The 24,033-nt window shown below is 53.5% G+C and carries 22 protein-coding genes, 1 tRNA gene and 1 riboswitch; of the genes, 22 read left to right on the forward strand and 1 reads right to left on the reverse strand.

What is annotated here, in order from left to right; all coding sequences use genetic code 11:
- Positions 1-98 precede the first annotated feature (98 nt).
- Positions 99-581, forward strand: coding sequence for a DUF2798 domain-containing protein (locus FYJ60_RS04070; protein ID WP_154457286.1), 483 nt, complete (start codon positions 99-101; stop codon positions 579-581).
- A gap of 165 nt (positions 582-746) precedes the next feature.
- On the opposite strand, the gene FYJ60_RS04075 is transcribed toward FYJ60_RS04070, so the two are convergent.
- Positions 747-1,916, reverse strand: a complete 1,170-nt coding sequence (locus tag FYJ60_RS04075; RefSeq protein WP_154457287.1) for an ATP-binding protein — start codon at positions 1,914-1,916, stop codon at positions 747-749.
- 214 nt (positions 1,917-2,130) lie between these two features.
- Here FYJ60_RS04075 and FYJ60_RS04080 point away from each other — a divergent pair, with 214 nt between their 5' ends.
- The 21 genes from FYJ60_RS04080 (at position 2,131) to fdhF (ending at position 24,005) form a co-directional block, all read left to right on the forward strand.
- A complete protein-coding gene (locus FYJ60_RS04080) occupies positions 2,131-2,337 on the forward strand; it encodes a PD-(D/E)XK nuclease domain-containing protein (protein WP_154457288.1) in 207 nt (68 codons plus the stop codon).
- Positions 2,324-4,750, forward strand: a complete 2,427-nt coding sequence (locus tag FYJ60_RS04085; RefSeq protein ID WP_235903313.1) for a beta-glucosidase — start codon at positions 2,324-2,326, stop codon at positions 4,748-4,750. Before FYJ60_RS04080 ends, FYJ60_RS04085 begins: the two co-directional genes overlap by 14 nt.
- A gap of 326 nt (positions 4,751-5,076) precedes the next feature.
- Positions 5,077-5,781, forward strand: coding sequence for a hypothetical protein (locus FYJ60_RS04090; protein ID WP_154457289.1), 705 nt, complete (start codon positions 5,077-5,079; stop codon positions 5,779-5,781).
- A 216-nt stretch (positions 5,782-5,997) separates the two neighbouring features.
- A tRNA-Lys gene (locus FYJ60_RS04095) sits at positions 5,998-6,070 on the forward strand.
- 170 nt (positions 6,071-6,240) lie between these two features.
- Positions 6,241-6,642, forward strand: a complete 402-nt coding sequence (locus FYJ60_RS04100) for an MmcQ/YjbR family DNA-binding protein (protein WP_154457290.1) — start codon at positions 6,241-6,243, stop codon at positions 6,640-6,642.
- A gap of 135 nt (positions 6,643-6,777) precedes the next feature.
- Positions 6,778-6,963, forward strand: a riboswitch (molybdenum cofactor riboswitch).
- 279 nt (positions 6,964-7,242) lie between these two features.
- Positions 7,243-8,481 carry a molybdopterin molybdotransferase MoeA gene (locus FYJ60_RS04105; RefSeq protein ID WP_205838956.1) on the forward strand — a complete coding sequence of 413 codons (1,239 nt, stop codon included), beginning with the start codon at positions 7,243-7,245 and terminating at the stop codon, positions 8,479-8,481.
- An 88-nt stretch (positions 8,482-8,569) separates the two neighbouring features.
- The gene (mobB, locus tag FYJ60_RS04110; protein ID WP_154457292.1) at positions 8,570-9,118 is read left to right on the forward strand and encodes a molybdopterin-guanine dinucleotide biosynthesis protein B; all 549 of its coding nucleotides are present in this window, start codon (positions 8,570-8,572) and stop codon (positions 9,116-9,118) included.
- 88 nt (positions 9,119-9,206) lie between these two features.
- Entirely contained in the window at positions 9,207-10,229 is a 1,023-nt protein-coding gene (locus FYJ60_RS04115; RefSeq protein ID WP_154457293.1) for a molybdopterin-binding protein, read from the forward strand.
- 89 nt (positions 10,230-10,318) lie between these two features.
- Positions 10,319-11,344 (forward strand): GTP 3',8-cyclase MoaA, encoded by a 1,026-nt coding sequence (gene moaA / locus FYJ60_RS04120; protein ID WP_154457294.1) that lies wholly within the window; start codon positions 10,319-10,321, stop codon positions 11,342-11,344.
- Between the two features lie 131 nt (positions 11,345-11,475).
- Positions 11,476-12,396: a molybdate ABC transporter substrate-binding protein gene (gene modA, locus FYJ60_RS04125; protein WP_154457295.1), complete on the forward strand. Its 921-nt coding sequence runs from the start codon at positions 11,476-11,478 to the stop codon at positions 12,394-12,396.
- A 126-nt stretch (positions 12,397-12,522) separates the two neighbouring features.
- The gene (gene modB, locus FYJ60_RS04130; protein ID WP_154457296.1) at positions 12,523-13,227 is read left to right on the forward strand and encodes a molybdate ABC transporter permease subunit; all 705 of its coding nucleotides are present in this window, start codon (positions 12,523-12,525) and stop codon (positions 13,225-13,227) included.
- A 65-nt stretch (positions 13,228-13,292) separates the two neighbouring features.
- Positions 13,293-14,378 (forward strand): sulfate/molybdate ABC transporter ATP-binding protein, encoded by a 1,086-nt coding sequence (locus FYJ60_RS04135; RefSeq protein WP_154457297.1) that lies wholly within the window; start codon positions 13,293-13,295, stop codon positions 14,376-14,378.
- Positions 14,379-14,558: 180 nt separating this feature from the next.
- Positions 14,559-15,029, forward strand: a complete 471-nt coding sequence (moaC, locus tag FYJ60_RS04140) for a cyclic pyranopterin monophosphate synthase MoaC (RefSeq protein ID WP_154457298.1) — start codon at positions 14,559-14,561, stop codon at positions 15,027-15,029.
- Positions 15,030-15,128: 99 nt separating this feature from the next.
- Complete coding sequence (locus FYJ60_RS04145) at positions 15,129-15,368, forward strand: AbrB/MazE/SpoVT family DNA-binding domain-containing protein (RefSeq protein ID WP_154457299.1); 240 nt, start codon at positions 15,129-15,131, stop codon at positions 15,366-15,368.
- Positions 15,369-15,370: 2 nt separating this feature from the next.
- On the forward strand, positions 15,371-15,667 hold the full coding sequence (locus FYJ60_RS04150) for a type II toxin-antitoxin system PemK/MazF family toxin (RefSeq protein WP_154457300.1): 297 nt from the start codon (positions 15,371-15,373) through the stop codon (positions 15,665-15,667).
- Between the two features lie 172 nt (positions 15,668-15,839).
- The gene (gene yedF / locus FYJ60_RS04155; RefSeq protein ID WP_154457301.1) at positions 15,840-16,460 is read left to right on the forward strand and encodes a sulfurtransferase-like selenium metabolism protein YedF; all 621 of its coding nucleotides are present in this window, start codon (positions 15,840-15,842) and stop codon (positions 16,458-16,460) included.
- A 2-nt stretch (positions 16,461-16,462) separates the two neighbouring features.
- Positions 16,463-17,605 carry an aminotransferase class V-fold PLP-dependent enzyme gene (locus FYJ60_RS04160; protein WP_154457302.1) on the forward strand — a complete coding sequence of 381 codons (1,143 nt, stop codon included), beginning with the start codon at positions 16,463-16,465 and terminating at the stop codon, positions 17,603-17,605.
- Entirely contained in the window at positions 17,593-17,820 is a 228-nt protein-coding gene (locus tag FYJ60_RS04165) for a DUF3343 domain-containing protein (RefSeq protein WP_154457303.1), read from the forward strand. Before FYJ60_RS04160 ends, FYJ60_RS04165 begins: the two co-directional genes overlap by 13 nt.
- Positions 17,821-17,900: 80 nt before the next feature.
- Positions 17,901-18,944 (forward strand): selenide, water dikinase SelD, encoded by a 1,044-nt coding sequence (selD, locus tag FYJ60_RS04170; protein WP_154457588.1) that lies wholly within the window; start codon positions 17,901-17,903, stop codon positions 18,942-18,944.
- 472 nt (positions 18,945-19,416) lie between these two features.
- On the forward strand, positions 19,417-21,252 hold the full coding sequence (locus FYJ60_RS04175) for an NAD(P)-binding protein (RefSeq protein WP_154457304.1): 1,836 nt from the start codon (positions 19,417-19,419) through the stop codon (positions 21,250-21,252).
- Positions 21,249-24,005: a formate dehydrogenase subunit alpha gene (fdhF, locus tag FYJ60_RS04180; RefSeq protein ID WP_154457305.1), complete on the forward strand. Its 2,757-nt coding sequence runs from the start codon at positions 21,249-21,251 to the stop codon at positions 24,003-24,005. The genes FYJ60_RS04175 and fdhF overlap by 4 nt, the downstream gene beginning before the upstream one ends.
- Positions 24,006-24,033 lie beyond the last annotated feature (28 nt).

The following is a 24,033-nucleotide window of genomic DNA, read 5'->3' on the forward strand; positions in this document are numbered from 1 at the left end:
TGCCTCTGTTAAAATTTTATATCGGTATAAGATTGGAAACGCACACTCCTTTAGTGATAACGAACAACACGGTCATTATTACAGAAGGAGTGCTTTTTATGCCTAAAACGAAGCTCGAAAATTTTATCTTTACCGTAATTATGGCGTTTATTATGGTGTATGCCTTGATCTGCTACAATATTGCTCTGAATATCGGCGGAATGCAGGATCGGATATTTTTAATGGCATTCGGAGAACTGAAAATTATGTGGCCGGTGGCGATTTTCCTGGAGATATTCGTCATGGAGCGTCCGGTTTTGTTTCTGACGAAACGTATCATAACTCCGGATATGCCGTTCATCTGGATCCTGTTGATCCGCTGTTCTCTTACCGTCTGTCTGATGTGTCCGGCAATGAGTTTTGTCGCCACGATTTTATTTAAGGATTCTTCGAGGGCAGGATTCATCAGCGTATGGCTTCAGACCGCCGCTATGAACTTTCCGATGGCGCTGGCGTGGCAGATCTTTTTCGGGGGACCGCTTGGAAGGCTTTGTTTCCGTCTGCTTTTCAGGAGGGGGGAAGGAAAGAAATTTTCTGCATAATACCGGAACAGAAAAAGCATAAGACAACAGCCGGGGCTTAAAGCTCCGGCTATTTGTTATAACATAAAAGCAGAAAATTTTTGCTGAGAGCAGAGGCGCATTCTCTCATTTGTTCTGGTTATCGTTCTGTATTTGCATGCGGTAAAGAAAAAAGCAGGGACTGCATTACAGCAGATGGGGGCTGCCGTCGTCGGAATCATAGGTGTCAAGAAAGCTGTGGCGGTTCCCGTTGTGATCCTTATATCCCAGAACTGCATTCATGCAGATATTCTCCATGCTGCGGAAAATGTTTCCCTCGACAGAAGGAGTTGTTTTCTTCAGCTGGGCGATCAGCCGTTTTGCTTCCAGACGTTTGGAACCGGTTCCGCCGTGGCCGTCCACGGAGCAGGTGTCCGTAAAATGGCAGGCGCAGCGGATAAACTGCAGGCCGTTGGCATCCCGCCATGCCTTGATATCATCCTCGCGAATCAGATACAGGGGACGGATCAGTTCCATTCCCTCAAAGTTGGTGCTATGGAGCTTTGGCATCATGGTCTGAGTCTGGCCGCTGTACAGAATGCTCATCAGAGTAGTTTCTATCACGTCGTCATAATGGTGGCCGAGGGCAATTTTGTTGCATCCGAGATCCTTTGCCTGGCGGTACAGATAGCCGCGGCGCATTCTGGCGCAGATATAACAAGGGGATTTGGGAATATTGTCTACCGCGTCAAAGATTCTGGTGCGGAACATCGTGAGGGGAATTCCCAGGAGTTTGGAGTTTCCCTGGATCATCCCCAGAGTTGTTTCGCTGTAGCCCGGATCCATACACAGATAGACCACCTCAAAGGGGATCTTGTTTCTTCGCTTCAATTCCTTGAAAAGCATTGCCATCAGCATGGAATCCTTGCCGCCGGAAATGCATACGGCAATCTTATCATTCGGCTGGATCAGGTCATAGTCAATGATCGCTTTTACAAAGCGTCCCATGAGGTCGCGCTTGAACCTTTTCCGGAGGCTCTTCTCAATTTCCGCACGGCGCTCCTCGTTGGCGGATTCTGATTTCATGGCGCGGACAAGCCAGCTTCCATAGCCGCCCTCCAGCTGATAGGCGTCATAGCCCTCGCCCAGAAGCTCTTCTGCAGGGGTTTTGCTTAATACTCCGAACATGCAGTAGAGGACTATTTTTTTGTCCGGGGGAAGCTCGAAGCTGCCCGCAAGCAGATCCTGCAGGGGAATGCGGATGGAGCCCGGAATACTGCCGAGACGGTGCGCATTCTCGTCCCGGATATCCACCAAAATATAATCCTCCGCACGCCAGCTCTCCAGCTCGGCGGGGGTAACTGTCTGTACACTCATTTATTGATTCTCCGTTCCATATATCTTGATAGCTGCTGGAATTTTTTCCGTAAAGCGGGTTTATTATATGCCGAAGACATAAAAAGTTCAATCGCGGCACGTTCGCAATTTAATTCGCAGTATATCGTGTATACGTTGATATACTGCGGATTATTCTTTATAATTATTATTTTCCAATGATTACGATAAACTTCAGCAGGCGATTTCGGATTATATGGATCAATCCGTCAGCTTCCATGATGTGGGTGCGGAGGAACTGGATACATTGGCGGACGAAGCGCTGGAACAGATAGATCTCAGACGATATGATTCGGAGATGCGGGCCAGCGGCTTCCGCGAAGTCCTGAAGTTTGGTATCGCTTTTTCGGGTAAAAAAGTGCGTGTGAAGATGAAAAGGTGTGGGCAGTATGCGTCAGCATGAACAGAAAATCCGGGAAATTATCCGAAAGATGCCGCTTACGGACAAGATTGCGCTGTGCGAGGGCGCGTCTTTCTGGGAGACCAAGGCTTTTCCTGAATATGGAATTCCGGCAATGTTCCTGTGCGACGGACCTCACGGGCTGCGGAAGCAGGAATCGAAAGCCAGAGCGGATATGCTGGGGGTGCATCAATCCGCAAAGGCTACCTGTTTTCCCGCGGAAGATGTGATTGCTTCCGGCTGGGATCCGGAGCTTGCCGGGAAGATCGGAAAAGCCATCGGAGAGGAGGCGCTGGCTCAGGACGTCTCGGTTGTCCTCGGTCCCGGTGTAAATATAAAGCGGAATCCGCTGTGCGGCAGGAATTTTGAATATTTCAGTGAGGATCCGGTTTTGGCGGGAGAGCTGGCGGCGGGCTTTGTCCGCGGCCTGGAATCCTGCGGCGTCGGGGCATGCCTGAAGCATTTTGCGGCTAATTCTCAGGAAAAGAGCCGTTTCAATTCAGACAGTGTGATAGATGAGCGCACACTCCGGGAACTATATCTTCCGGCATTTGAGAGGGCGGTAAAGAAGGGAAAACCTTCTGCGGTTATGTGCGCCTATCCGAAGCTGAATGGTATCCACTGCAGCGATAACCGAAATCTTCTCACAGAGATTCTGCGGGAGGAATGGGGATTTGACGGAATGGTGGTAACCGATTGGGCTGCCATGAATAACCGGATCGAAGGCTTCCGGGCCGGGTGCGATCTCAATATGCCGGGCGGGAGCAATTATATGGGGAAAGAAACAATCCGCGCGGTGCAGGGCGGAAAGCTGCCGGAAGCGGACGTTGACAGGAGCGCGGGACGCATCCTTTCCCTGGCATTCCGCTCTGCGGATGTGAGGAGCAGGTACAGGAAGGCAGAAGATGAGGCCGCTCTCTATGAGGAACACAATGCCCTTGCCGGGGAAGCAGCGGAGCAGGGGGCTGTGCTTCTGAAAAACGAAGATGGAATTCTTCCCCTGTCCGGGCGGGAAAAGCTTGCGGTCATCGGACATATGGCAAAAGACATGCGGTTTCAGGGATCGGGCTCCAGCCATGTCCATGCCGTCAGGGTGAGCCAGCCGCTCTCGTATTTCCGGAACGCCGCTTATGCAGAGGGCTGTGACAAAGAGGGAAACACATCGGATCGACTGCTTTCCGAAGTCCGGAAAAAAGCTTCAGAATCGGACAGGGTTATCGTATTTGCGGGACTCCCGGAACGCTATGAATCGGAAGGTTTTGACCGCACCGATATGCAGATGCCGGAAGGACATCTCCGCATGATCGAGGCAGCGGTTTCGGCAAACCCTGAAACTGTCGTGGTGCTTCTGTGCGGAAGTCCGGTGGAATGCCCGTGGGCGGACCGGGTAAAGGGAATTTTATATCTGGGACTTCCCGGACAGGCGGGAGGAGAGGCGGTGTTCCGTCTCCTTTTTGGAGAAATCAATCCCTCCGGAAGACTTGCGGAGACATGGCCGATCCGCTATGAAGACTGCCCGTCTGCCTCTTTTTACGGAAAGACCAGAGACGCGCTCTATCTGGAGGGGATGTATTCGGGCTACCGGTATTATCAGAAAGCCGGGCAAAAAGTCCGCTGGCCATTCGGGTACGGACTCAGTTACACGGAGTTTTCCTATTCGGATCTGAAGATCGAAAAACCTTCGGGCAGATGGCATCCCATTTCAGCAGAAAAACCAGAATTTACGGTGCGCTTTGTGGTGAAAAATACAGGGAAACGCGCGGGGGCAGAGGTGGCACAGCTCTATGTGGAGGCACCGCAGGACGGTGTGCATCGCCCGGTAAGGCTTCTTCGCCGCTTTCAGAAAATCACGCTGGAGGCCGGAGAGGAGAAAACGGTCAGCTTCCTTCTCAACAGACGGGATTTTGCCATGTGGCAGGACAGGTGTATCGTTCCGACGGGGACTTATCGGATTGCGGCAGGGAAAAACTGCGATGAAATCTGCATGAGAAAAGAAATAAGGATAGAGGGAGAAGATGTCTCAAGATCGGAGAACGCAGAGAAGAAAAGCTGGTATGATACCTGTAAGGGAATTCCGTGCCGGAAAGATCTGGAACAGGCATTGGGAAAACCCATCCGTATACAGAGGAAAGAAAAAGGAACCTTTACCATGGATAATACCATCCTTGAAATGAAGGACAGCTCGCTGGTCATGCGGATGCTGTATCAGGCGGTCAAAACTTTTCTGGCGGTCAAATGCAATGGACGTCAGGATCCCCAAAACCCGGAATTTCGGATGCAGCTGGCTTCCAGTGTGGGAAGTCCTTTGAGGTGTTTACAGATTTCGGGCGGACTCCGGGGAGGGCTGATGCAGGGACTTCTGGAGATTGCCAACGGGCATTATGGGAAAGGCATTAAAAAGATTATTTTCGGATAAGTGGATCGTATCATTTTATTGATGTTGGGGTCAAAAGGTATTTTGCCCTCAAATGATACCTTCGGATTGCTTCATTGCTTCGCAATTCCCGCAATCCTCCCGCCATTCGCAATCCCGCAGAATCCTTACAAAACAAGGATTCTGCTTCTTGCTCATGTCGGGGCGGGTCCCAAGGTCAAACGCCTTTTCGTGCAAGCACGAAGGCGTTAAGACCTTTTGACCCTGGTATCATCTTATTTCAGGTACAGGAATATTTTATCCGGCGCAGCGCGAGAGGAAGGGAAAACCCGGTGGCCGGATGAAGGAAACGAAGTGGGGAGGCGGGCATGGATAAGCGTACAATCCGTCGAGTGGTCATCGCGTTGATTGCTGTTTCGGCGGCGATATATATTTTGCAGATTGCGATTTTTCATGATGAGAGAACAACTGCGTTTTATCTGCTGCAGGATCTGGCGTTTATGCCGGTGACGATTGCCATTGCTACATTGGTGGTCGGCGAGATTATCAATGAACGTGAAAAGAAGGAGCGCCTGGAAAAAACAAGAATGCTGACCAGCTCCTTTTTTACCGGTATCGGCGCTTACCTGTTAAAAGAGATTCTTCGGATGACAGATACAGATGCATTTCTGACTGAAGTGGTGCGGTCCGGTGCGTATCAGTCCGGAACGGAAAAGGAAATCCTTAATCAGCTCCAGAACGCAAAGTTAAATGTGCATATTGACGAGGAAGGGTACACAAAGATACGGCAGCTTATCCGGGGGAACCAGACAAACATCCTCGTTATTGCATCCAATCCGCTGGTCATTGAGCATGAGTGCTTTACGGAAATGCTCTGGGGAGTTTTCCATCTCATGGACGAATTTCGGCTCAGAGGTACCTGGGAAGAACTGTCAGAGCGTGATGTAGATCACTTCAACGAGGATTTTGAGAAAGTCCTTCGGCTACTGCTCATGAACTGGGTCGGAGATGTGCGGTATCTCAAGGAAACATATCCGGACTTTTATGCAGCGGCTGCAACAAAGATTGAATAAAAGGTCGACATAAGTCGCGCGTTTTTTTGCAATAGCTATTTTTATGCTGATGTTTCTTATGATGGAAATTTGCCTGTCCTATGGCATAACAGCCTGCGCGTTTGAAATGCGGCCTGAAAACTCCTGAAAAAATCTTAAATTCCCTCTTGATTTTTTATTCAGGATTTCATATAATACCACTGTTGCAGCGATAACGGCTGCGGTAATTGATAAGATGCGCCATTAGCTCAGCTGGTAGAGCAGTAGACTCTTAATCTATTTGTCCAGGGTTCGAGTCCCTGATGGCGCACATCGAAGCACTGTTTTTGGTACCTTGAAGTACCGGGGACGGTGTTTCTTTTTTAGTATTTGTTCTGCCGTAATCAGTGGAACTACAAACAGAAAAAAGTACAGCGCTGTCTGCACGGCCGAAGAGCAAGAGAAAGAGCAAGTTGATGAATTTCCGTAGGGTCTGGTGAAATGAAAGAGAATCCTGTCATCGGAAGGCTGCTGGCGTATGTCAGAAAAAATTATAAGGAGCCGTGGGATGCTCCGTTTTCTGCCCCTTCGGATGCGATTGCCCTGCGGCATGCGGAAAACCGAAAATGGTACAGGCTTGTTTCTTCGGCTTCCAGGCGCCAGCTGGGGCTTGAAGGTGATCCGGATGAGAAACTGGATATTCTGAATGTCAAGCTGGATCCGGCGTTTGCGGATGTGATGCGGCAACAGGACGGGATACTTCCGGGATATCATATGAATCATTCGCTCTGGACAACCGTACTGCTGGATGGGACGGTACCGGAGGAAACGATTTACCGGCTGCTGGATATGAGTTATCAGGCAACGCTGCCAAAGAAAAAGACAAGAAAGAAGGCGCGCTGAAGCAGCTTTGGGCAACCGGACTTCCGCGGCGGATGTCCGAGCCGGTTCCAAATTAGATTATATATTACAAAAATGCACGAAATCAACTTCTAAAAGCGATTGATTTTGTGCATTTTTTGCGTTACTATTTTTGTAATTGAATATGGTTTCCAAGCCTTTATGCCTGAAGCTGTCCGTGCTGCATGAAACGAGCAGAACCGGCGGTATGGGACAAAGGCCGAAGCAGAGAATGTTCTCTGCACAGAGCCATGCGGGAAACGGCATGACTTTCCGGATGGAAGTAATTCCATCAATTTGAGAAGGAGACATGTGGAGACTGTCACAGGGTCATCTGTCTGTGACAGCTGTTGCTTTTTGCGTATCCGGCTGCTGTGTAAGTCCGGCTGCAGGTGTGCCCGTAAGGAGTTATACGTACGGAGAGATCCTGCCTGTGTGCCAGTGGTTTTACAAAACGGGATGAAGAGGGAGACTGTCTGCTTTTTGGCCGACGGTCTTTTTTGATTTGTGCGAAAAAACATGCCGGAGTTAGAAAAGGCTTTTGTTTGTCTGCCTCGTATGGAAAATGCGCAGGGAGCGGGCATAAGAAGTCAACAAGTAAGTATGGAAGGATATTTGTGGGGTGTGGGAATGAATACAGAGCCTCTGGAACTGGAAATGGCGGTGCGGCTTCTCCGGGAGCATGTGAAAAGAATGACAGAGACGGAAGAAGTCGTGCTGGAAAAGGCGGATCGGCGTGTGCTGGCGGAGGATATCTGCGCGGAGCGTGACCAGCCTCCGTTTCCCCGATCTCCGCTGGATGGTTATGCGCTGAGAAGTGAAGACATCCGCGGGGCGGACAGGGAACATCCGGTGGAGCTGCGGGTGCTGACGGAAGTAGATGCGGGCCACTGCGCGGAGCTGGAGGTAACGCCGGGGACGGCTGTCCGGATTATGACAGGGGCGCCGATCCCGGAGGGGGCGGATGCTGTTCTGCGCCAGGAGGATTCGGATTACGGGGAAGACACGGTTCTGGTCTATCACAGTCTCAGACCCTGGCAGAATTACTGCTTTCAGGGCGAGGATTACAAGGCGGGCTCCTGTCTGATGAAGGCCGGGCTGCAGCTCCATGCGGTGGAAATCGGCATTCTGTCCGGGCTTGGAAGAAAGACGGTCAGGGTGTACCGGAAGCCCCGGCTCCTGTTAATGTCCACGGGAGACGAATTGGCGGAGCCCGGAACGCCTCTCCGGAAGGGGCAGATTTATGACTCCAACCTGCATATGCTCTGCGCCCAGTGCCGCATCTGGGACGTGGATATTGCGGGGAGAAAGCTGGTTCAGGATCATGCGGAGGAGGCCGCGGAGTATCTGCGGGAGAACGTGGGACAGGCGGATCTGATTCTTACCACAGGAGGCGTTTCTGTCGGCAAAAAGGATATTATGCACGAGGTATACCGGCTTCTGGGTGTGGAGCGTATTTTCTGGAAGGTGCGCATCAAACCCGGCATGCCGACGCTGGCGGGCATGTACGAAGGAAGGGAGATCATCAGTCTTTCGGGGAATCCCTATGGAGCGGCCGCAAATATGAATCTCCTGGTAAAGCCTGTTCTGGAAAAGATGACGGGCAGGCGGGAGCTTGGTACGGAATACAGGGAGGCGGTTCTGGAAAACGGTTATCCGAAAAAAAGCCCGACCCGGCGTTTTGTGCGGGCTTTTTATGCGGACGGAAAGGTACGTATTGCACAGGGCTCCAATGACTCCGGCATCCTGAGCAATATGGCCGGATGCAACTGCATGGTGGAGTTCCCCTCCGGTTCGCAGGAGGCAGAGGCGGGGGATCAGGTTCGTGTCTGCATGCTCTGAGAAGCAGGAAGTCGGATGGAAGCGGACATGAGAAGTACGGTTACGTCTGTCCGAAAACACGACCGGAAGCAGCAGTCGGGAGAAGGGTATGAAAGAAAATACAGCAGGAACAAAGAATCCGGTGCCGCAACGGCAGATTGTTGTCAGAATCTGCGGAATCAAAAATTCAGGGAAGACAACATTGATTGTCAGCCTGATCCGCATCCTTACCGGCAGAGGGCTCCGGGTGGCCGTGCTGAAGCATGACGGGCATGATTTTACCTGTGATGTGCCGGGAACCGACAGTTACCGGTTTGACCGGGCCGGGGCGTATGGAACGGCGGTTTTCTCCGCCTCGCAGTGTTTTATTCACAAAAGAACGGCGGGGGAATCCATGGGAAATCTGGCTGCCCAGTTTCCGGACGCGGATGTGATTCTGATTGAGGGAATGAAGGAGGAGCCGGGGCCGAAAATAGAGGTGGTACGGGGCTGCATTTCCAGGGAGCCTGCGTCCAATCCGGAAGGACGGTTTTTGATTGTTACCGATCTTCCGGCGGAACTGTTTTCGGAACCTGTGCTGGGCTTCGAAGATGCGGAAAAAATTGCGGATAGAATTCTGGAGACAGGAAGAACGTCTGTCACAGGGAAAAAGGTATAAGCCGGAGTGGCAGAAGGATTCGGGTAGTGTCAAGTGATTTATGAAAACCCAGAGCCAAAGAAAAAGGCTTTGTATGGAGGAAATGTAAATGAAGTTGATGAAAACGGAAGACGCGGTCGGACAGGTCCTGTGTCATGACATCACGCAGATTATCCGTGGAGAGAAAAAGGGACCCGTATTCCGGAAGGGTCATGTGATAAGAGAAGAGGATATTCCGGTTCTCCTTTCAGTCGGGAAAGATCATGTGTATATCTGGGAAAATAATGAAAATACCCTGCATGAAAATGAAGCGGCGGAGATTCTTTACGATCTTTGCAGAAATGACTATATGCATTCGACAGCGGTAAAGGAAGGAAAAATCGAGCTGGTGTCAGACATCGACGGACTTCTCAAGGTGGATAGGGAAAAGCTGAATGCGGTAAATGCGCTGGGAGAGATGATGATTGCCACAAGGCACGGGAATTTTCCGGTAAAGAAGGGCGATCATCTGGCAGGAACCAGGATCATTCCATTGGTGATTGAAAAAGAAAAAATGGAGCGTGCCAGACGCGCCGCGCCCGGCGGGAAGATTCTTACCGTTCTGCCGTTTCATCATAAAAAGGCCGGCATTGTGACAACCGGCAATGAGGTTTATTACGGCAGGATTCAGGATACCTTTACCGACGTCGTGCAGGGCAAGCTGTCGGAGTTTGATGTGGAGATCATCGGGCACGAGGTCTGCAGCGACGACCACGAGATGATTACCGGGGCGATCCGGAAGCTTCTGGATGCCGGGGCGGATATGATTTTCTGCACAGGCGGCATGAGCGTGGATCCGGACGACAGGACGCCGCTGGCGATTAAGAACACGGGAGCAAGGATTGTGACCTACGGTGCGCCGGTGCTGCCGGGTGCTATGTTTCTTCTGGCTTATTACGGGGAGAAGCATATTCCGGTATGCGGCCTTCCGGGCTGTGTCATGTACAATAAGCGGACGGTCTTTGACCTGGTCCTTCCCAGGCTGATGGCGGATGAAATTCTGGAGAAGAGGGATCTGGATGTGCTGGGAGAGGGCGGGTTGTGTCTGAACTGCGGGACCTGCACGTTCCCGAACTGCGGATTCGGAAAGTAAACCCCCTGCTTTTACAGGGTTCATAAGGAATATAGCGATACGGCAAAGAAGGCTGCCGCGAAAAGACAGTCTCAACAGGGCGGATGTGTATGAAGGACGGTTTTGGCAGAGAAATTGAATATATGAGGATTTCCATCACGGACCGCTGCAATCTGCGCTGCCGCTACTGTATGCCGGACGGAATCCGGCAGGTTCCGGCAAGCCAGATCCTTTCCTATGAGCAGATTGCGGAGATTGTGTCCGCGGCTGCCGGCCTGGGGATCAGCAGAATTAAGGTGACAGGCGGAGAGCCGCTTGCAAGGCTTGGATGTCCGGAACTGGTCGCGCGGCTGAAGCGGATTCCGGGAATCCGGCAGGTTACGATGACGACCAACGGCGTACTGCTGGGGCAGTATCTGAAGGAGCTGCGAAGGGCGGGGCTGGACGGGGTCAATATCAGCCTGGACACGCTGAACCGGGAAACTTTCCGGCAGATTACAGGAAGAGACCAGCTCCCGGCTGTCCTGGAGGGACTGGAAGCAGCTCTGGAGGAGTCGGAATGGTCACGCAGGGACGGAAAGAGCGGGGACGCTCCTTTCCGGGTCAAGGTAAATTGTGTGCTCCAGAGGGGCGTCAATGACGGGGAGTGGCCGGAGCTTGCCGGTCTTGCCGGAAACAGGAATTTGGATGTCCGGTTTATCGAGATGATGCCTGTCGGACACGGCCGGCTGGTTCCGGGAGTTTCCAATACAGAGCTCTTCCGGGAGATGCGCCGGAAATGGCCGGAGCTTCATCCCGACACGGCTGTCCACGGAAACGGGCCGGCTGTTTATGTACAGATTCCCGGCTGGAAGGGAAGCATCGGCTTTATCAGCGCCATGCACGGGAAATTCTGCGGCAGCTGCAACCGTATCCGGCTGACCTCACAGGGAAAACTGAAGCCTTGTCTCTGTTATGGGGAGACAGAGGATCTGATGAGGGTATTCCGGGAATATCCGGGTGTGGAAGAAGAAAAAAGGCGAAAAATACTGACGGAAATCCTGGAAAAGGCAGTCCGGGAAAAGCCGGCGGCGCACTGCTTTGAGAACAGGGCAGGCATCACCGAGCAGATGGATATGGTCAGTATCGGCGGCTGAGCATGCGTCGGGCGGCCTGGGCTGCCGGGAAAGGCCGCGGGGGATGAAAATCTCCGGATTGTCCGCGGTTGGAAGGATAGGAGGTTTATCCCTGAAAAAAGGCAGGGATGCGGTAAATAGGATAGGAAGGTATGAAAAAGAAAATTCTGTCACTGGTGATGGCCGGGGCAGTTGTGCTTGGACTGACAGGCTGCGGAGGATCCTCCGCTGCGTCAGAGGCGTCTTCCTCCGAGACGGCGGGAACGAAAGAGGCGGTATCTTCTGCTTCCGGAAGTACACAAGAGGGAGGAGAAAAGACGGAGATCCAGGTTTTTATCGCTGCCAGTCTGAATACGGTTATGACGGAAATCGCGCAGAAATATAACGAGACGCACCCGGATGTCACGATTACGTTTAACGCGGACAGCTCCGGAACGCTGCTTACCCAGATTGAGGAGGGGTATGCGTGCGATCTGTTTTTCTCTGCGGCGCAGAAGCAGATGGACACCCTGCAGGAAGACGGGCTGGTTCTGGACGGAACACGCCAAAACGTGGTCAATAACCGGGTGTGTGTCATTACACTGAAGGACAGCGGGACAAAGGTGACCGGGCTGGAAAATCTGGGAGATGCCGCCAGCATCGCATTGGCGGACGGATCGGTCCCGGTGGGAAAATATACCAGGACCGCGCTGATGAGTCTGAGAATTCTGCCCGAAACTGATGATCCTTCCGCGTACACGACGCAGCAGGTATCGGAAGCGCTGGGCGGTGTGGAAATCAGCGAGCAGGGCAATGTGAGCAAGGTACTCAGCGCTGTCGTGGAAGGCTCCTGCGAAGTGGGAACCACGTATTATTCGGATACATACGGCTATGAGGACAAGCTCGATATCCTGCAGAAAGTAAGCTACGACCTGACGGGCAATGTCATTTACCCGATTGCGCAGGTGAAGAATGATGAGGCGGACAGTGCCGAGACGGCGGCTGCCGCGGATTTTGAAAGCTATATCCTTTCGGATGAGGCCAAGACGATCTTCCAGAACTATTACTTTGATACAAATGTATCAGGCAGCTGACACCCGTAGGCTGACGGACGGCATGACGGAGAAATCCATAGGGAAAGCGGCCGTGTCTGAAAGATACAGGACCGCAGGCTGTGTATGTCCCCGCGGACAAATAGATATAGCAGAAGAGGAGGAACCATGAGTGAACTGGCGGATATACTGAAAAATCTGGACTGGAGTCCGCTCTGGATCTCGCTGAAGACGGGAGTGGTCGCAACGGTTATTTCCTTTTTTCTGGGAATCTTTGCGGCCCGGCGTTCCATCAGGCGGGGACCGGCAGCCCGGTCTGTGCTGGATGGAATTCTGACATTGCCCATGGTGCTTCCCCCGACTGCGACGGGCTTTTTTCTTCTGCTGCTTTTCAGCAAGAGACGTCCGTTCGGCGCTTTTCTCTACGGGCAGTTCGGGATCAAGGTGGTGCAGTCCTGGCTGGGCTGCATTATCGCCGCGACGGTGATCGCTTTTCCGCTGATGTACCGGAACGCGAGAGCTGCCTTCGAGCAGATTGATATGAACCTGGTATATGCCGGAAGAACGCTGGGAATGTCCGACACGAAAATTTTCTGGAAAGTCGTGATGCCCACCTCGGGTCCGGGAATTATGGCCGGAACGGTTCTGACCTTTGCGCGGGCGCTGGGAGAATACGGGGCGACATCCATGCTGGCGGGAAATATTCCAGGAAAGACGGCGACGGTTTCGCAGCGGATCGCCATGGTCATCCAGGACGGGGATTATCTGACGGCGGGGGTCTGGGTCATTGTTGTCCTGCTGATTGCCTTTGCGGTGATTTTTCTGATGAACTTTGTGGCGGGAAAGAACATGAAAAATCTGGAAAGATGGTAGGAGACGTTTCGACAGGGTTCTCTGCGGGAGGCATTCACACGGACAGCGGAAACGGGAGAGACAGAATGAATCTGGAGGTAGACATCAGCAAAAAACTGCGGGATTTTGATCTGCGGGTCTCCTTTTCGGAGGGGAGAAAAAGAATCGGCATTCTGGGCGCCTCCGGATGCGGGAAAAGCATGACGCTCAAAAGCATTGCCGGGATTGAGACGCCGGATGCGGGAAGGATCTGTGCTGACGGCCGGGTTCTGTACGATTCCGCCCGGAAAATCAACCAGAAACCGCAGAAAAGGAACATCGGTTATCTTTTTCAGAACTATGCACTGTTTCCGGCCATGACGGTGGCGGAAAATATTGCTGCCGGACTGTCCGGGACGCGGGAGGAAAAGCGCAGAAGGGTCAGGGAAATGACAGGGCGGTTTCATCTGGAAGGGCTGGAGGACCATTATCCGTCCAGGCTGTCCGGAGGACAGCAGCAGAGGGCGGCGCTTGCCAGGCTGATGGCCTGCCGGCCGGAGATCATTCTACTGGATGAACCGTTTTCCGCCATGGACGCCTATCTTCGGGATCAGCTGCAGGAACAGCTCTCGGAGATGTTGGAGGGATACGGGGGAACGGTGGTTCTGGTCTCCCACAACCGGGATGAGATCTACCGTTTCTGTGACGATGTGCTGATTATGGAACAGGGACAGGTGATACGTGCCGGAGAAAAGAAAGCGGTGTTTGCAGAACCCCGGATCCGGCAGGCGGCGGTGCTTACGGGCTGTAAAAACTTCTGCTCGCTGGAGAGAAGAGACGCGCACCACGCCTTTCTGAAGGATTGGGGAATAGAACTTTTTACGGAACGGGAAATACCGGAGGAAACCACATGTATCGGGTACCGTGCGCACTGGTTTATTCCTGTCTGGGCGGGGGAGCATCCGGAGTATGAGGGGAAAATTCCGCCGAACAGTTTCCGTGTTCAGGAAAGACGCCGGGTGAAACTTCCCTTTGAGATGAATTTCTACCTAGTTCCTCAGGGAAAACGGCAGCCGGAGAATCCGGCGTATATTTCCTGGTTCGCGCAGGAAAATATTCAGAAGTTTCTGGAAAAAAAAGGCATGCCGGATTTTCTTCAGCTGGATGAAAAACAGATACTTTTCCTGAAATGAAACACGAAAATAGAATAAAGGATTCTCAGATTCTTCAGGACTTTTTCTCAGCTCGTAAAGTTGATCCGGGACAGGTATCCGGTTTTTAGAGTTGGAGGGAAAGTCTTTTTACTGTTACAATAAATACAGAGATGTCTGTAACGCGATTCAGGAAAATAACAGACCGGGAGAAGGAAAACTATGGAATTTACGCATTTTGATGAGAAGGGGAACGCCAGAATGGTTGACGTCTCCGAAAAGGAAATTACTCATAGGGAAGCCACTGCTGTGGGAACCATCCGCGTCAGCCGCGAGGTGTATGATGCGGTTGCGGCAAAGAAGGTGAAGAAGGGAGATGTCCTGACGGTGGCGCAGGTAGCCGGAATTATGGGCTGCAAGCGTACCCCGGAGCTGATTCCCATGTGCCACGCGCTCAGCCTGACAAACGCGGCGGTTACTTTTGAGGCAGATTCGGAAAACTGCGCGTTCCATGCCCACTGCACCGTAAAAACCGACGGAAAAACAGGGGTGGAAATGGAGGCGCTGACCGGCGTCATGACTGCCCTGCTGACGGTCTATGATATGTGCAAGGCCATTGACCGCCGCATGGTGATCTCCGATGTGCATCTGGAAGAAAAGAGCGGAGGAAAAAGCGGCCATTTCCGGTTTTGAGAGGGCTGTCGTGTATTGCCTGGTTGACAGAACAATATCATAGGGATATCCTAAGGATATACATAGCTGAGGCTCTTACAGGATGAGAGGAGTACAAACATGAAGACACAGATAAAAACATGGGGAAACAGTCAGGCAATACGCATACCAAAGGATATGCTGGAAGAGGCAGGCTTTCATGATTGTGATGATTTAAATATAGAGGTATGGGATCATAAAATCGTGATCTCAAAAATACACAGACGGCTTTCTCTGGAGGAACGCATAGAGAAGTTTGGTCCGATCTGCAGATTTCCGGAAACAGAATGGGGAAAGCCTGTGGGTAGAGAGGAACTGTAGGAATGAGTATATATGTGCAGGGGGATCTGCTGAAGGCTGAAGGAATCCGCGATTTAATTCTTATTGTGAGTAAAAATGTTTATAACGAGACAGGGCAGGCTATTGTCTGTCCTGTTAGAGACGGCAGGTATTCTTCCCCCACAACCTATGTTCTGGAAGGAAAGGGACAGACAGTCATTTGCGATCACCTTCGTTATTTGGATTTGGACGCCAGAAATATCAGAAAAACTGGGGAAGTTTCAATCAATGATATGGTTGAAATTTCAAATATTGTTGAGAGTCTGTTTGATTACTACTGATTGAGATACAGCGATATATTTGTTATCACGAATATTCGTGAAACAATTCTGCGAGAGTGTGGACATTGGATGTGCCGTTGCGTCATGGTATACTGGTTTCAATACGATATTCCTTTCAAATACCCGCAGAATGTGGGATTGCCAGAGGAAAGAAGACAGGGAGGTATAAAAAATGCTGGTAGATGCAAGAAACAAGGCGTGTCCGCAGCCGGTGGTGATGGCCGTGCAGGCACTGAAGGAGCTTGGCGACGGTGAAACCGCAGAGGTGCTGGTGAATGACCCGGCTGCGGTAGAGAATCTGAAGCGGATGGCGAAGGGAAAAGGATGCCCGGTGACGGTACGCCAGGAGGGAGACCAGTGGCGTGTGACGATTACAAAGCAGGGAGCCCAGGACGCGGCAGCGGAGAAAGCGGCGGATTCTGATGAGGAGATTACCTGTGCGCCGCTCGGACGCAGAGAAGTGATTGTGATAGGGACAGACCGGTTCGGACAGGGAGACGGCAATCCGCAGCTGGGAAAAACGCTGATCAAAAGTTACATTTATGCGCTTGCCCAGCAGGATATTCTTCCGGAAATCATGATTTTCCTGAACGGCGGCGCTCACCTGACGGCAGAGGGCAGCGAGTCACTGGAGGATCTGAAAAGTCTGGAGAACCGCGGCGTCCAGATTTTCACCTGTGGCATCTGCGCTGATTTTTACGGGGTGAAGGATAAGATCCGCGTGGGTGTGATTTCCAATATGTATGACATTGCCCGCATGATGCAGGAAGCGGACAAGGTCGTCCGGATCTGAAGATGATTTACTTTAACTGTGCGGCGACATCCTTTCAAAGACCTCCCTGTGTGGCGGACGCGGTGCTGCGGGCCATGAACGGATTCGGGAATGCTTCACGGGGGACAGCGGATGCGGAACTGGATGCGGCCCGCTCCGTATTCCGGACGCGCAAAGAGCTGGCGGAGCTCTTCGGGTTTGATGCGCCGGAGCGTGTGGTTTTTACCGCAAATGTGACAGAGGCGCTGAATATGGCTCTTTTCGGACTCTTAAATCCGGGTGACCGTGTGGTGGCGACAGACTGGGATCACAACTCGGTCCTGCGCCCGCTCTATCAGCTGGAGCTGAAAGGGGTTCAGCTGGATTTTATTCATGCGGACCGTTCCGGAAATCTGATCCTGGAAGAAGCGCAGGAGAAGATTACGGACGGAACAAAGCTGGTGGTCTGCACCCATGCCTCTAATCTGACCGGAAATCTGCTCCATCTGAAAAAGATGGCCGAGCTTGCTCACAGGCACGGGGCGCTTCTGCTGGCGGATGCGGCGCAGACGGCAGGGACGATCCCCATTTCCATGCGGGACGCGGAGGTTGACGTGCTCTGCTTCACGGGACATAAGGGTCTGATGGGACCGCAGGGGACGGGCGGACTGTGCGTCGGGAGAAACGTGGAGATACGCCCTCTTGTTATGGGAGGAACGGGGATTCAGTCTTATCTGGAAAGGCAGCCCGACGAATATCCGACACATCTGGAGGCAGGGACGCTGAACGGTCACGGGATTGCCGGACTGGGCGCTGCCGTGCGCTTTATTCTGGATACCGGTGTGGAAACTATCCATCGCCGGGAGATGGAGCTGACGCGGGGATTCCTGGACAGAATCCGGAATATTCCGGGGCTTCGCACCTACGGGAATTTTCGCGGGGACAGGGCGGCGATTGTGGCTCTGAATGTGGGAGATATTCCGTCCTCTGATGCGGCGGATTTTTTGCTGGAAGAATACGGAATTGCGACAAGGGCGGGGGCTCACTGCGCGCCCCGGATGCACCGGGCGCTGGGAACGGATAAAACAGGCGCCGTGCGTTTCTCTTTTGGCTATTTTAACACGGAGGAAGAACTGGATATCGCCGCGGAGGCGCTGGGAAAGCTGGCAGAAAAATGGAGCAGCTGATTGTATCTTTTCATACAGCCACAGAGGCGATGGAGGTGGAGGACATCTGCAGGGAGCAGAAGATCTCCGGCCGTCTGATTCCCGTGCCGCCGGACATAAAGGCGGACTGCGGGCTGGCCTGGAGGACGGAACCCGGTAACCGGGAGCTTCTGCAGAAGGCGCTGGAGGGAAAAGTGGTTCCTGCCGGGTGGAATCTCCGGGAGTGCAGGTACTGAGAGTCGGAAGGCGCGGCACTTTGCAAAATACTGCTCAGAAATGGGATGTGCGGATGTCAGACGAAGGAGTGGGGCTTGTGATGGAAAAGGATGTCAAACTGACAAAGCTTTCGGAATGCGCCGGCTGCGGCGCAAAGGTCGGCGCGGGGGAACTGGCAAAACTCCTGGGCGGCCTGCCGGTAAACCGGGATCCCAATCTGCTGGTCGGGTATGACCGCAGTGACGATGCCTGCGTGTATCGGATTTCCGAGGATCTGGCCATGGTACAGACAGTGGATTTTTTTCCGCCGATCGTGGATGATCCGTTCCGGTTTGGAGCCATTGCCGCGGCGAACGCGCTGTCAGATATCTACGCGATGGGCGGGGAACCGAAAACGGCGCTGAATGTCATGGCTGTACCGGAGAATATGGCGCGGGAGACGGTACACGCGATTCTGCGGGGCGGCTACAGCAAGGTCTTTGAGGCGGGGGCGGTAATCGCCGGCGGACACAGCATTTATGACAAGGAGCCAAAATACGGAATGGCTGTCACAGGTTTTGTCCATCCGGAGAAAATGCTTACCAATTCCGGCGCGAAGCCGGGGGATGTGCTGATCTATACAAAGCGGCTGGGAATCGGTGTGATCACTTCCGGGGCAAAGGCAGGAATGGTCTCCGGGGAGACGGCGGAGCTGGCTGAAAAACAGATGATGACGCTGAACCGCGCGGCCAGGGACATCATGGTAAAATACCGGGTGCACGCCTGCACCGACGTGACCGGTTTCGGGATGCTGGGACACAGCCTGGAAATGGCGCAGGGAAGTGACCTGGAGATTCATTTTCAGACAGACCGCATCCGCTTTCTTCCGGAAGCCATGGATCTGGCTGTGCTGGGAATTCTTCCCGCTGGTATGTACCGGAACCGCCATTTCGCGGAGGAGTGGGTGGAACCGGGAAGGACAGAGACGGCATTTCAGGATCTTCTCTATGACCCGCAGACATCCGGCGGGCTTCTTATTTCGGCGGATCCGGCGGACGCGGATGTGCTTCTGGAGGAACTGCAGGGGAACCCGGATACGCGGCAGGCGGAGAAAATTGCCCAGGTGCGGGAATACCGGGGAGGGAAGAGGCTCTTTCTGGACTGAAAAGAGGACAGGTACCCTGCTGCCGGGTATCCGTCCGCGGCAGGCCAGGCGTATCTGGACCATACGGACAGATGCCGGGGGGCCGGGCGTCCGGCTGAGGCAGGAAAGGCGAAAATACAGAATTTTGCTGAGTTAGTCGGCATGAACACATCACATTGTCGTGTGAAGACCGGGCCGTGTCCATCGAAGTGCGGAAAAATGCACAAAAAAATATAAATTCAAATCTATTTACTGTAAATACTGCTCATGGTGTGCTATTCTGTTCCTACGGATTACTGTACCGATTCAGAAGCCGGCAAAGAAGCGAAGCCGTATCAAAGCGATACAGTAATCATCGAATAGACAGACAGGGTCTGCGGAGGCGTAGGATAGAAACTGTCTGCTCTTCTGTTACGGGTGAAAGGTTTGAAAGTTGCCTCAGAGCAATCTGCGGCAGCCTTCTATGCATTGCGGAAACATAGGAGGTGATGCAATGGGTAAAATGTTGCTGGCAGATCCGAACCGTGTCGATGTGAAGATCGGTGCGCTTCTGCGGAAATTTGAGACGAAGGTCCGGGTGTACCCGCCGGGAACCTGTCCGATCACGGCGCAGCTGTCCTTCCTGGAGGCGTCCATGAACCAGACCTGTGGAAAGTGCGTACCGTGCAGGGACGGACTCCCCCAGCTGGCGGAGATGCTGCGGAGCATACTGAACGGCGACGCCACCATGGATACGCTGAAGGAGATGAAGTCCCTGGCGGAATTTATCCGGGATTCGGCGGACTGCGCCATCGGCTATCAGTCGGCGCAGGATCTTCTGGATGGGATGGAAACCTTCAAAATCGAGTATGAGAGTCATGTGCGGGATCATATCTGTCCCTCCAATGTCGGGCAGAAGGTTCCCTGCGTCAACTTGTGTCCGGCGCATGTTGATATCCCGGCGTACATTGCGCTGATCCGGGAGGAGAAATACGCGGACGCGGTCAGGATGATCCGGAAGGACAATCCGCTGCCGACGGCGTGCGCCATGATCTGTGAGCATCCCTGCGAGGAGCGCTGCCGCAGAAACCTGATTGATGATTCACTGAATATCCGGGGACTAAAAAAGTACGCGGTGGATCACGCGGCGGCGGACAAGGTCCCGGTTCCGAAGAAAAACCCGTCTACCGGAAAAAGCATTGCCGTGATCGGCGGCGGACCAGCCGGCCTTACCGCGGCTTATTTCCTGGCGCTGATGGGACACCGGGTGGTTATCTACGAGCGCCATGACAGGCTGGGCGGCATGCTTCGCTACGGAATCCCGAATTACCGCTTCCCCAAGGACCGTCTGGAAGAGGATGTCAGGGCCATTCTGGATGCCGGAGACATCGAGGTGGTCTACCGCACGGAGATCGGGAAAGATCTTTCCGTGGAGGATATCCGGAAACAATATGACGCCATGTTTGTGGCGATCGGCGCGCAGCGGGGCAAGAAGCTTCGCATGGACGGCGTGGACGCCGGAAATGTGGAATCCGCTGTGGAAATGCTGGATGAGGTCGGGAACGGAAAACTTCCGGATTATACGGGCAAGAGAGTTGCCGTAATCGGCGGCGGCAATGTCGCGATGGACGCGGCAAGGACGGCCCTGCGCTGTCACGCGGAGGATGTCATGATTGTCTACCGCCGGCGCCGGGAAGACATGACAGCCCTGGATACCGAGATTGAGTCTGCTGTTATGGAAGGAATTGAGCTTCTTACGCTGGATGCCCCGAAGAGAATCGAGACGGACGAGAAGGGAAATTGTTCCGCCCTGGTTGTACAGCCGCAGATGATCGGCCCGTACCGCGGGGGAAGACCGTCTCCTGTGGACGCGGACAAGCCGGAGCTCAGGATTCCCTGCGAGGTGGTTTTGATTGCCGTCGGGCAGGATATTGTGAGCAAACCGTTTGAGGAGTTCGGCATGGCGGCGGACCGCGGAGTTTTCCGGGCAGGCCTGGATACGGCAGTGGAAAATCTTCCGGGCGTCTATGCCGGCGGAGACTGCGCCACAGGCCCCTCCACCGCGATCCGGGCGATTGCGGCAGGGAAAGTCGCCGCGCACAATATTGACGAATATCTGGGATATCACCATAAAATAGATTTCCAGGTGGAAGTTCCCGTTCCGCGGGAAAACAACAGGGTTCCGACCGGAAGGGCCAATATTTCCGAGCGGCCGCCCTACATCCGGAGAAATGATTTTGAACATGTGGAAAATTCATTTACCCATGAGGAAGCCATGCAGGAATGTGACCGCTGTCTCAGGTGCGATCATTTCGGCTGCGGCGTCCTGAAAGGAGGAATGGACGAATGATTCATGTCACGATAGACGGCATGCAGATGGAGGTGCAGGAGGGCACCACGATTCTGCAGGCGGCCAGAGGTGCCGGGATCCACATTCCGACGCTCTGCTATCTGGAGGGGATCAACTATGTCGGGTCCTGCCGTGTCTGTGTGGTGGAGGTGGAAGGCATGGAAAAGCTGCCGACTGCCTGCAACACACCTGCAGAGGAAGGCATGGTGGTGCAGACCATGTCGGAGCGTGTCGTGAACGCGAGGAAGATGGCGCTGAACCTTCTTCTCTCCAATCATCACAGAGGCTGCTTCTCCTGCCCGTCAAACGGTGCGTGTGAGCTGCAGGAGCTCTGCTACCGGTACGGGGTGGAGGAATCCACCTTTGCGGGGGCAAGGAAGCAGATTGAGACGCCTCCGGTAGAGGGACATCCGTTTCTCTCCTATCACCCGGAGCTGTGCATCCACTGCGAGCGGTGTGTAAGCACCTGCGCGAAGGCAACGGGAAGAGAGGCGATTACTTTCCGGAAAACCGGCATGTTCGGCATCATCAACGCGCCGTTCGGGGAGGATTACAAGGACACGCTCTGCGAGTCCTGCGGAAACTGCGCGCAGAACTGCCCGACCGGGGCCATTACGGAAAAGAGAAAGAAAAAGTACCGCAGCTGGGAGGTCTCCCGTGTCCTGACCACGTGCCCGCACTGTGCGGTGGGCTGCCAGATGTATCTTCTGGTAAAGGACGGGAAGATCGTCGATGTGGAAGCCGCTGACGGCCCTTCCAATCACAAGCTGCTCTGCGTCAAGGGAAGGAGCGCGTCCTTTGATTTCGTGGACTCTCCCAGAAGAATCCGGACGCCGCTGATAAAAAACAAAGAAACCGGCGAATTTGAGGAGGCCACCTGGGACGAAGCCCTGGATCTGGTCGCGGAGAAGTTTACCGATATCAGGGATTCGTTGGGCGGCGACGCGCTTGCCGGGTTTGCCTGCTCCCGCTCCACCAATGAGGACATTTACATGCTCCAGAAAATGGTGCGGACGGCGTTCCAGAGCAACAACACAGATAACTGCGCCCGTGTTTGACACGCCCCTACTGTTGCCGGTCTGGCAACCACGTTTGGATCGGGGGCTATGACAAATACGATCCAGGATATCACACAGGATGCGAACCTGATCCTGTTGATAGGCTCGAATCCGGAAGAGGCACATCCGGTATTCGGCATGCAGATCCGTCAGGCAGTGCAGCGAGGCGCGCACCTGCTTGTGGCAGATCCGCGTGATATTGACCTTTCCAAGAAGGCGGATATTCACCTGAAACTGAAACCAGGCACGAATGTCGCTTTTGTGAACGGAATGATGCATATTATCATCGAGGAAGGACTGCAGAATCAGAAATTCATTGATGAGAGAACAGAAAATTTTGAGGAATTAAAGAAGGTTACCGAGCCATACACAGCCGAGAAAACAGCGGAGATTTGCGGGATTGATCCGCAGCAGCTCCGGGAGGCGGCCAGGCTTTACGCGACAGCCGGAAATTCCGCCATTCTGTACTGTCTGGGTGTCACCGAGCACACCAGCGGAACAGAGGGCGTCATGTCTCTGGCAAATCTGGCTATGCTCTGCGGCATGATAGGCCGTCCCGGAACCGGCGTGAATCCGATCCGCGGACAGAACAACGTGCAGGGCGCCTGCGATATGGGGGCGGATCCGGACAAATTCCCCGGCTATCAGAAAATTACGGACCCGAAGGTTTTTGAGAAATTTGAAAAGGCGTGGGGAACAAAACTGAATCCCAATCCGGGAACCAAGGCGACCCAGTGCTTCCACAAGATGATGACGGGAGACATCAAAGGACTGTTTATCTTCGGCGAAGATCCGGTCCGGACGGATCCGGATACGAACCATGTGATCCATGCCCTTAAGTCTCTGGATTTCTTTGTCATCGACGAACTCTTTATGACGGAGACCGCGAAATACGCGGATGTCATTCTTCCGGGACGTTCCTATGCGGAAAAGGAAGGAACCTTTACCAATACGGAGCGCCGGGTGCAGAGAGTGCGCAAGGCAGTGGAAATTGAAGGAAATACCATGGCGGATACGGATATCTTCACCGAAATCATGAACCGCATGGGGTATCCGCAGCCGAAGCTGACGCCGGCCCAGATTATGGATGAGATTGCGTCTGTGACGCCGTCCTTTGCGGGAATCAGTCATGAAAGACTGGACAGTGAGGAAGTGGACGGACGCGGCCTGCAGTGGCCGTGCACCGGGAAGGATCATCCGGGAACCAGAATTATGCATGTGGGAAAATTCGCCAGAGGAAAAGGGCTGTTCCAGCCCGCAGAGTACCGCGCGTCCTGTGAACTGCCGGATGACGAGTACCCGCTGGTTATGATGACCGGACGGATTCTGTACCACTACAATGCCTGCGCCATGACGGACAAGACCGAGGGAATCAATGAGATTGCGCCGGAGGCGTTCATTGAGCTGAACACGGCGGATGCCGAAAAATACGGCATCGCCGACGGAGAGATGATCGGAATTTCTTCCAGGAGATCAGAGATCAGCGCCCGTGCCCGCGTGTCAGACAAAACACGGCCGGGAGAAACCTGGATGCCGTTCCATTACCTGAAGGCCGGAGCAAATTGGCTTACCAGCGCTGCTCTGGACAGCATTTCCGCGACGCCGGAGTACAAGGTCTGCGCCATTAAGGTCAGGAAGCTGTCGCCGGAGGAAACAGAGGCGGCAGAGGCCAGCGCAAGGACGACACTCGCCTGACACCGGAAAAAAATAATGATATGCCGCA

Source organism: Bilifractor porci, from assembly GCF_009696005.1.
In the GTDB taxonomy this organism is placed as follows: Bacteria; Bacillota; Clostridia; order Lachnospirales; family Lachnospiraceae; genus Bilifractor; species Bilifractor porci.

Coding starts and splice junctions, on each gene's coding strand:
- FYJ60_RS04150 (WP_154457300.1), top strand. CDS start 15,371: ATGAGTATATATGTGCAGGGGGATCTGCTGAAGGCTGAAGGAATCCGC.
- FYJ60_RS04175 (WP_154457304.1), top strand. CDS start 19,417: ATGGGTAAAATGTTGCTGGCAGATCCGAACCGTGTCGATGTGAAGATC.
- moaC (WP_154457298.1), top strand. CDS start 14,559: ATGGAATTTACGCATTTTGATGAGAAGGGGAACGCCAGAATGGTTGAC.
- FYJ60_RS04160 (WP_154457302.1), top strand. CDS start 16,463: ATGATTTACTTTAACTGTGCGGCGACATCCTTTCAAAGACCTCCCTGT.
- selD (WP_154457588.1), top strand. CDS start 17,901: ATGGAAAAGGATGTCAAACTGACAAAGCTTTCGGAATGCGCCGGCTGC.
- FYJ60_RS04075 (WP_154457287.1), bottom strand. CDS start 1,916: ATGAGTGTACAGACAGTTACCCCCGCCGAGCTGGAGAGCTGGCGTGCG.
- mobB (WP_154457292.1), top strand. CDS start 8,570: ATGAAAGAAAATACAGCAGGAACAAAGAATCCGGTGCCGCAACGGCAG.
- FYJ60_RS04145 (WP_154457299.1), top strand. CDS start 15,129: ATGAAGACACAGATAAAAACATGGGGAAACAGTCAGGCAATACGCATA.
- FYJ60_RS04100 (WP_154457290.1), top strand. CDS start 6,241: ATGAAAGAGAATCCTGTCATCGGAAGGCTGCTGGCGTATGTCAGAAAA.
- FYJ60_RS04115 (WP_154457293.1), top strand. CDS start 9,207: ATGAAGTTGATGAAAACGGAAGACGCGGTCGGACAGGTCCTGTGTCAT.
- FYJ60_RS04070 (WP_154457286.1), top strand. CDS start 99: ATGCCTAAAACGAAGCTCGAAAATTTTATCTTTACCGTAATTATGGCG.
- yedF (WP_154457301.1), top strand. CDS start 15,840: ATGCTGGTAGATGCAAGAAACAAGGCGTGTCCGCAGCCGGTGGTGATG.
- FYJ60_RS04135 (WP_154457297.1), top strand. CDS start 13,293: ATGAATCTGGAGGTAGACATCAGCAAAAAACTGCGGGATTTTGATCTG.
- FYJ60_RS04105 (WP_205838956.1), top strand. CDS start 7,243: ATGGAAGGATATTTGTGGGGTGTGGGAATGAATACAGAGCCTCTGGAA.
- FYJ60_RS04080 (WP_154457288.1), top strand. CDS start 2,131: ATGGATCAATCCGTCAGCTTCCATGATGTGGGTGCGGAGGAACTGGAT.
- modA (WP_154457295.1), top strand. CDS start 11,476: ATGAAAAAGAAAATTCTGTCACTGGTGATGGCCGGGGCAGTTGTGCTT.
- moaA (WP_154457294.1), top strand. CDS start 10,319: ATGAAGGACGGTTTTGGCAGAGAAATTGAATATATGAGGATTTCCATC.
- FYJ60_RS04165 (WP_154457303.1), top strand. CDS start 17,593: ATGGAGCAGCTGATTGTATCTTTTCATACAGCCACAGAGGCGATGGAG.
- modB (WP_154457296.1), top strand. CDS start 12,523: ATGAGTGAACTGGCGGATATACTGAAAAATCTGGACTGGAGTCCGCTC.
- FYJ60_RS04085 (WP_235903313.1), top strand. CDS start 2,324: ATGCGTCAGCATGAACAGAAAATCCGGGAAATTATCCGAAAGATGCCG.
- FYJ60_RS04090 (WP_154457289.1), top strand. CDS start 5,077: ATGGATAAGCGTACAATCCGTCGAGTGGTCATCGCGTTGATTGCTGTT.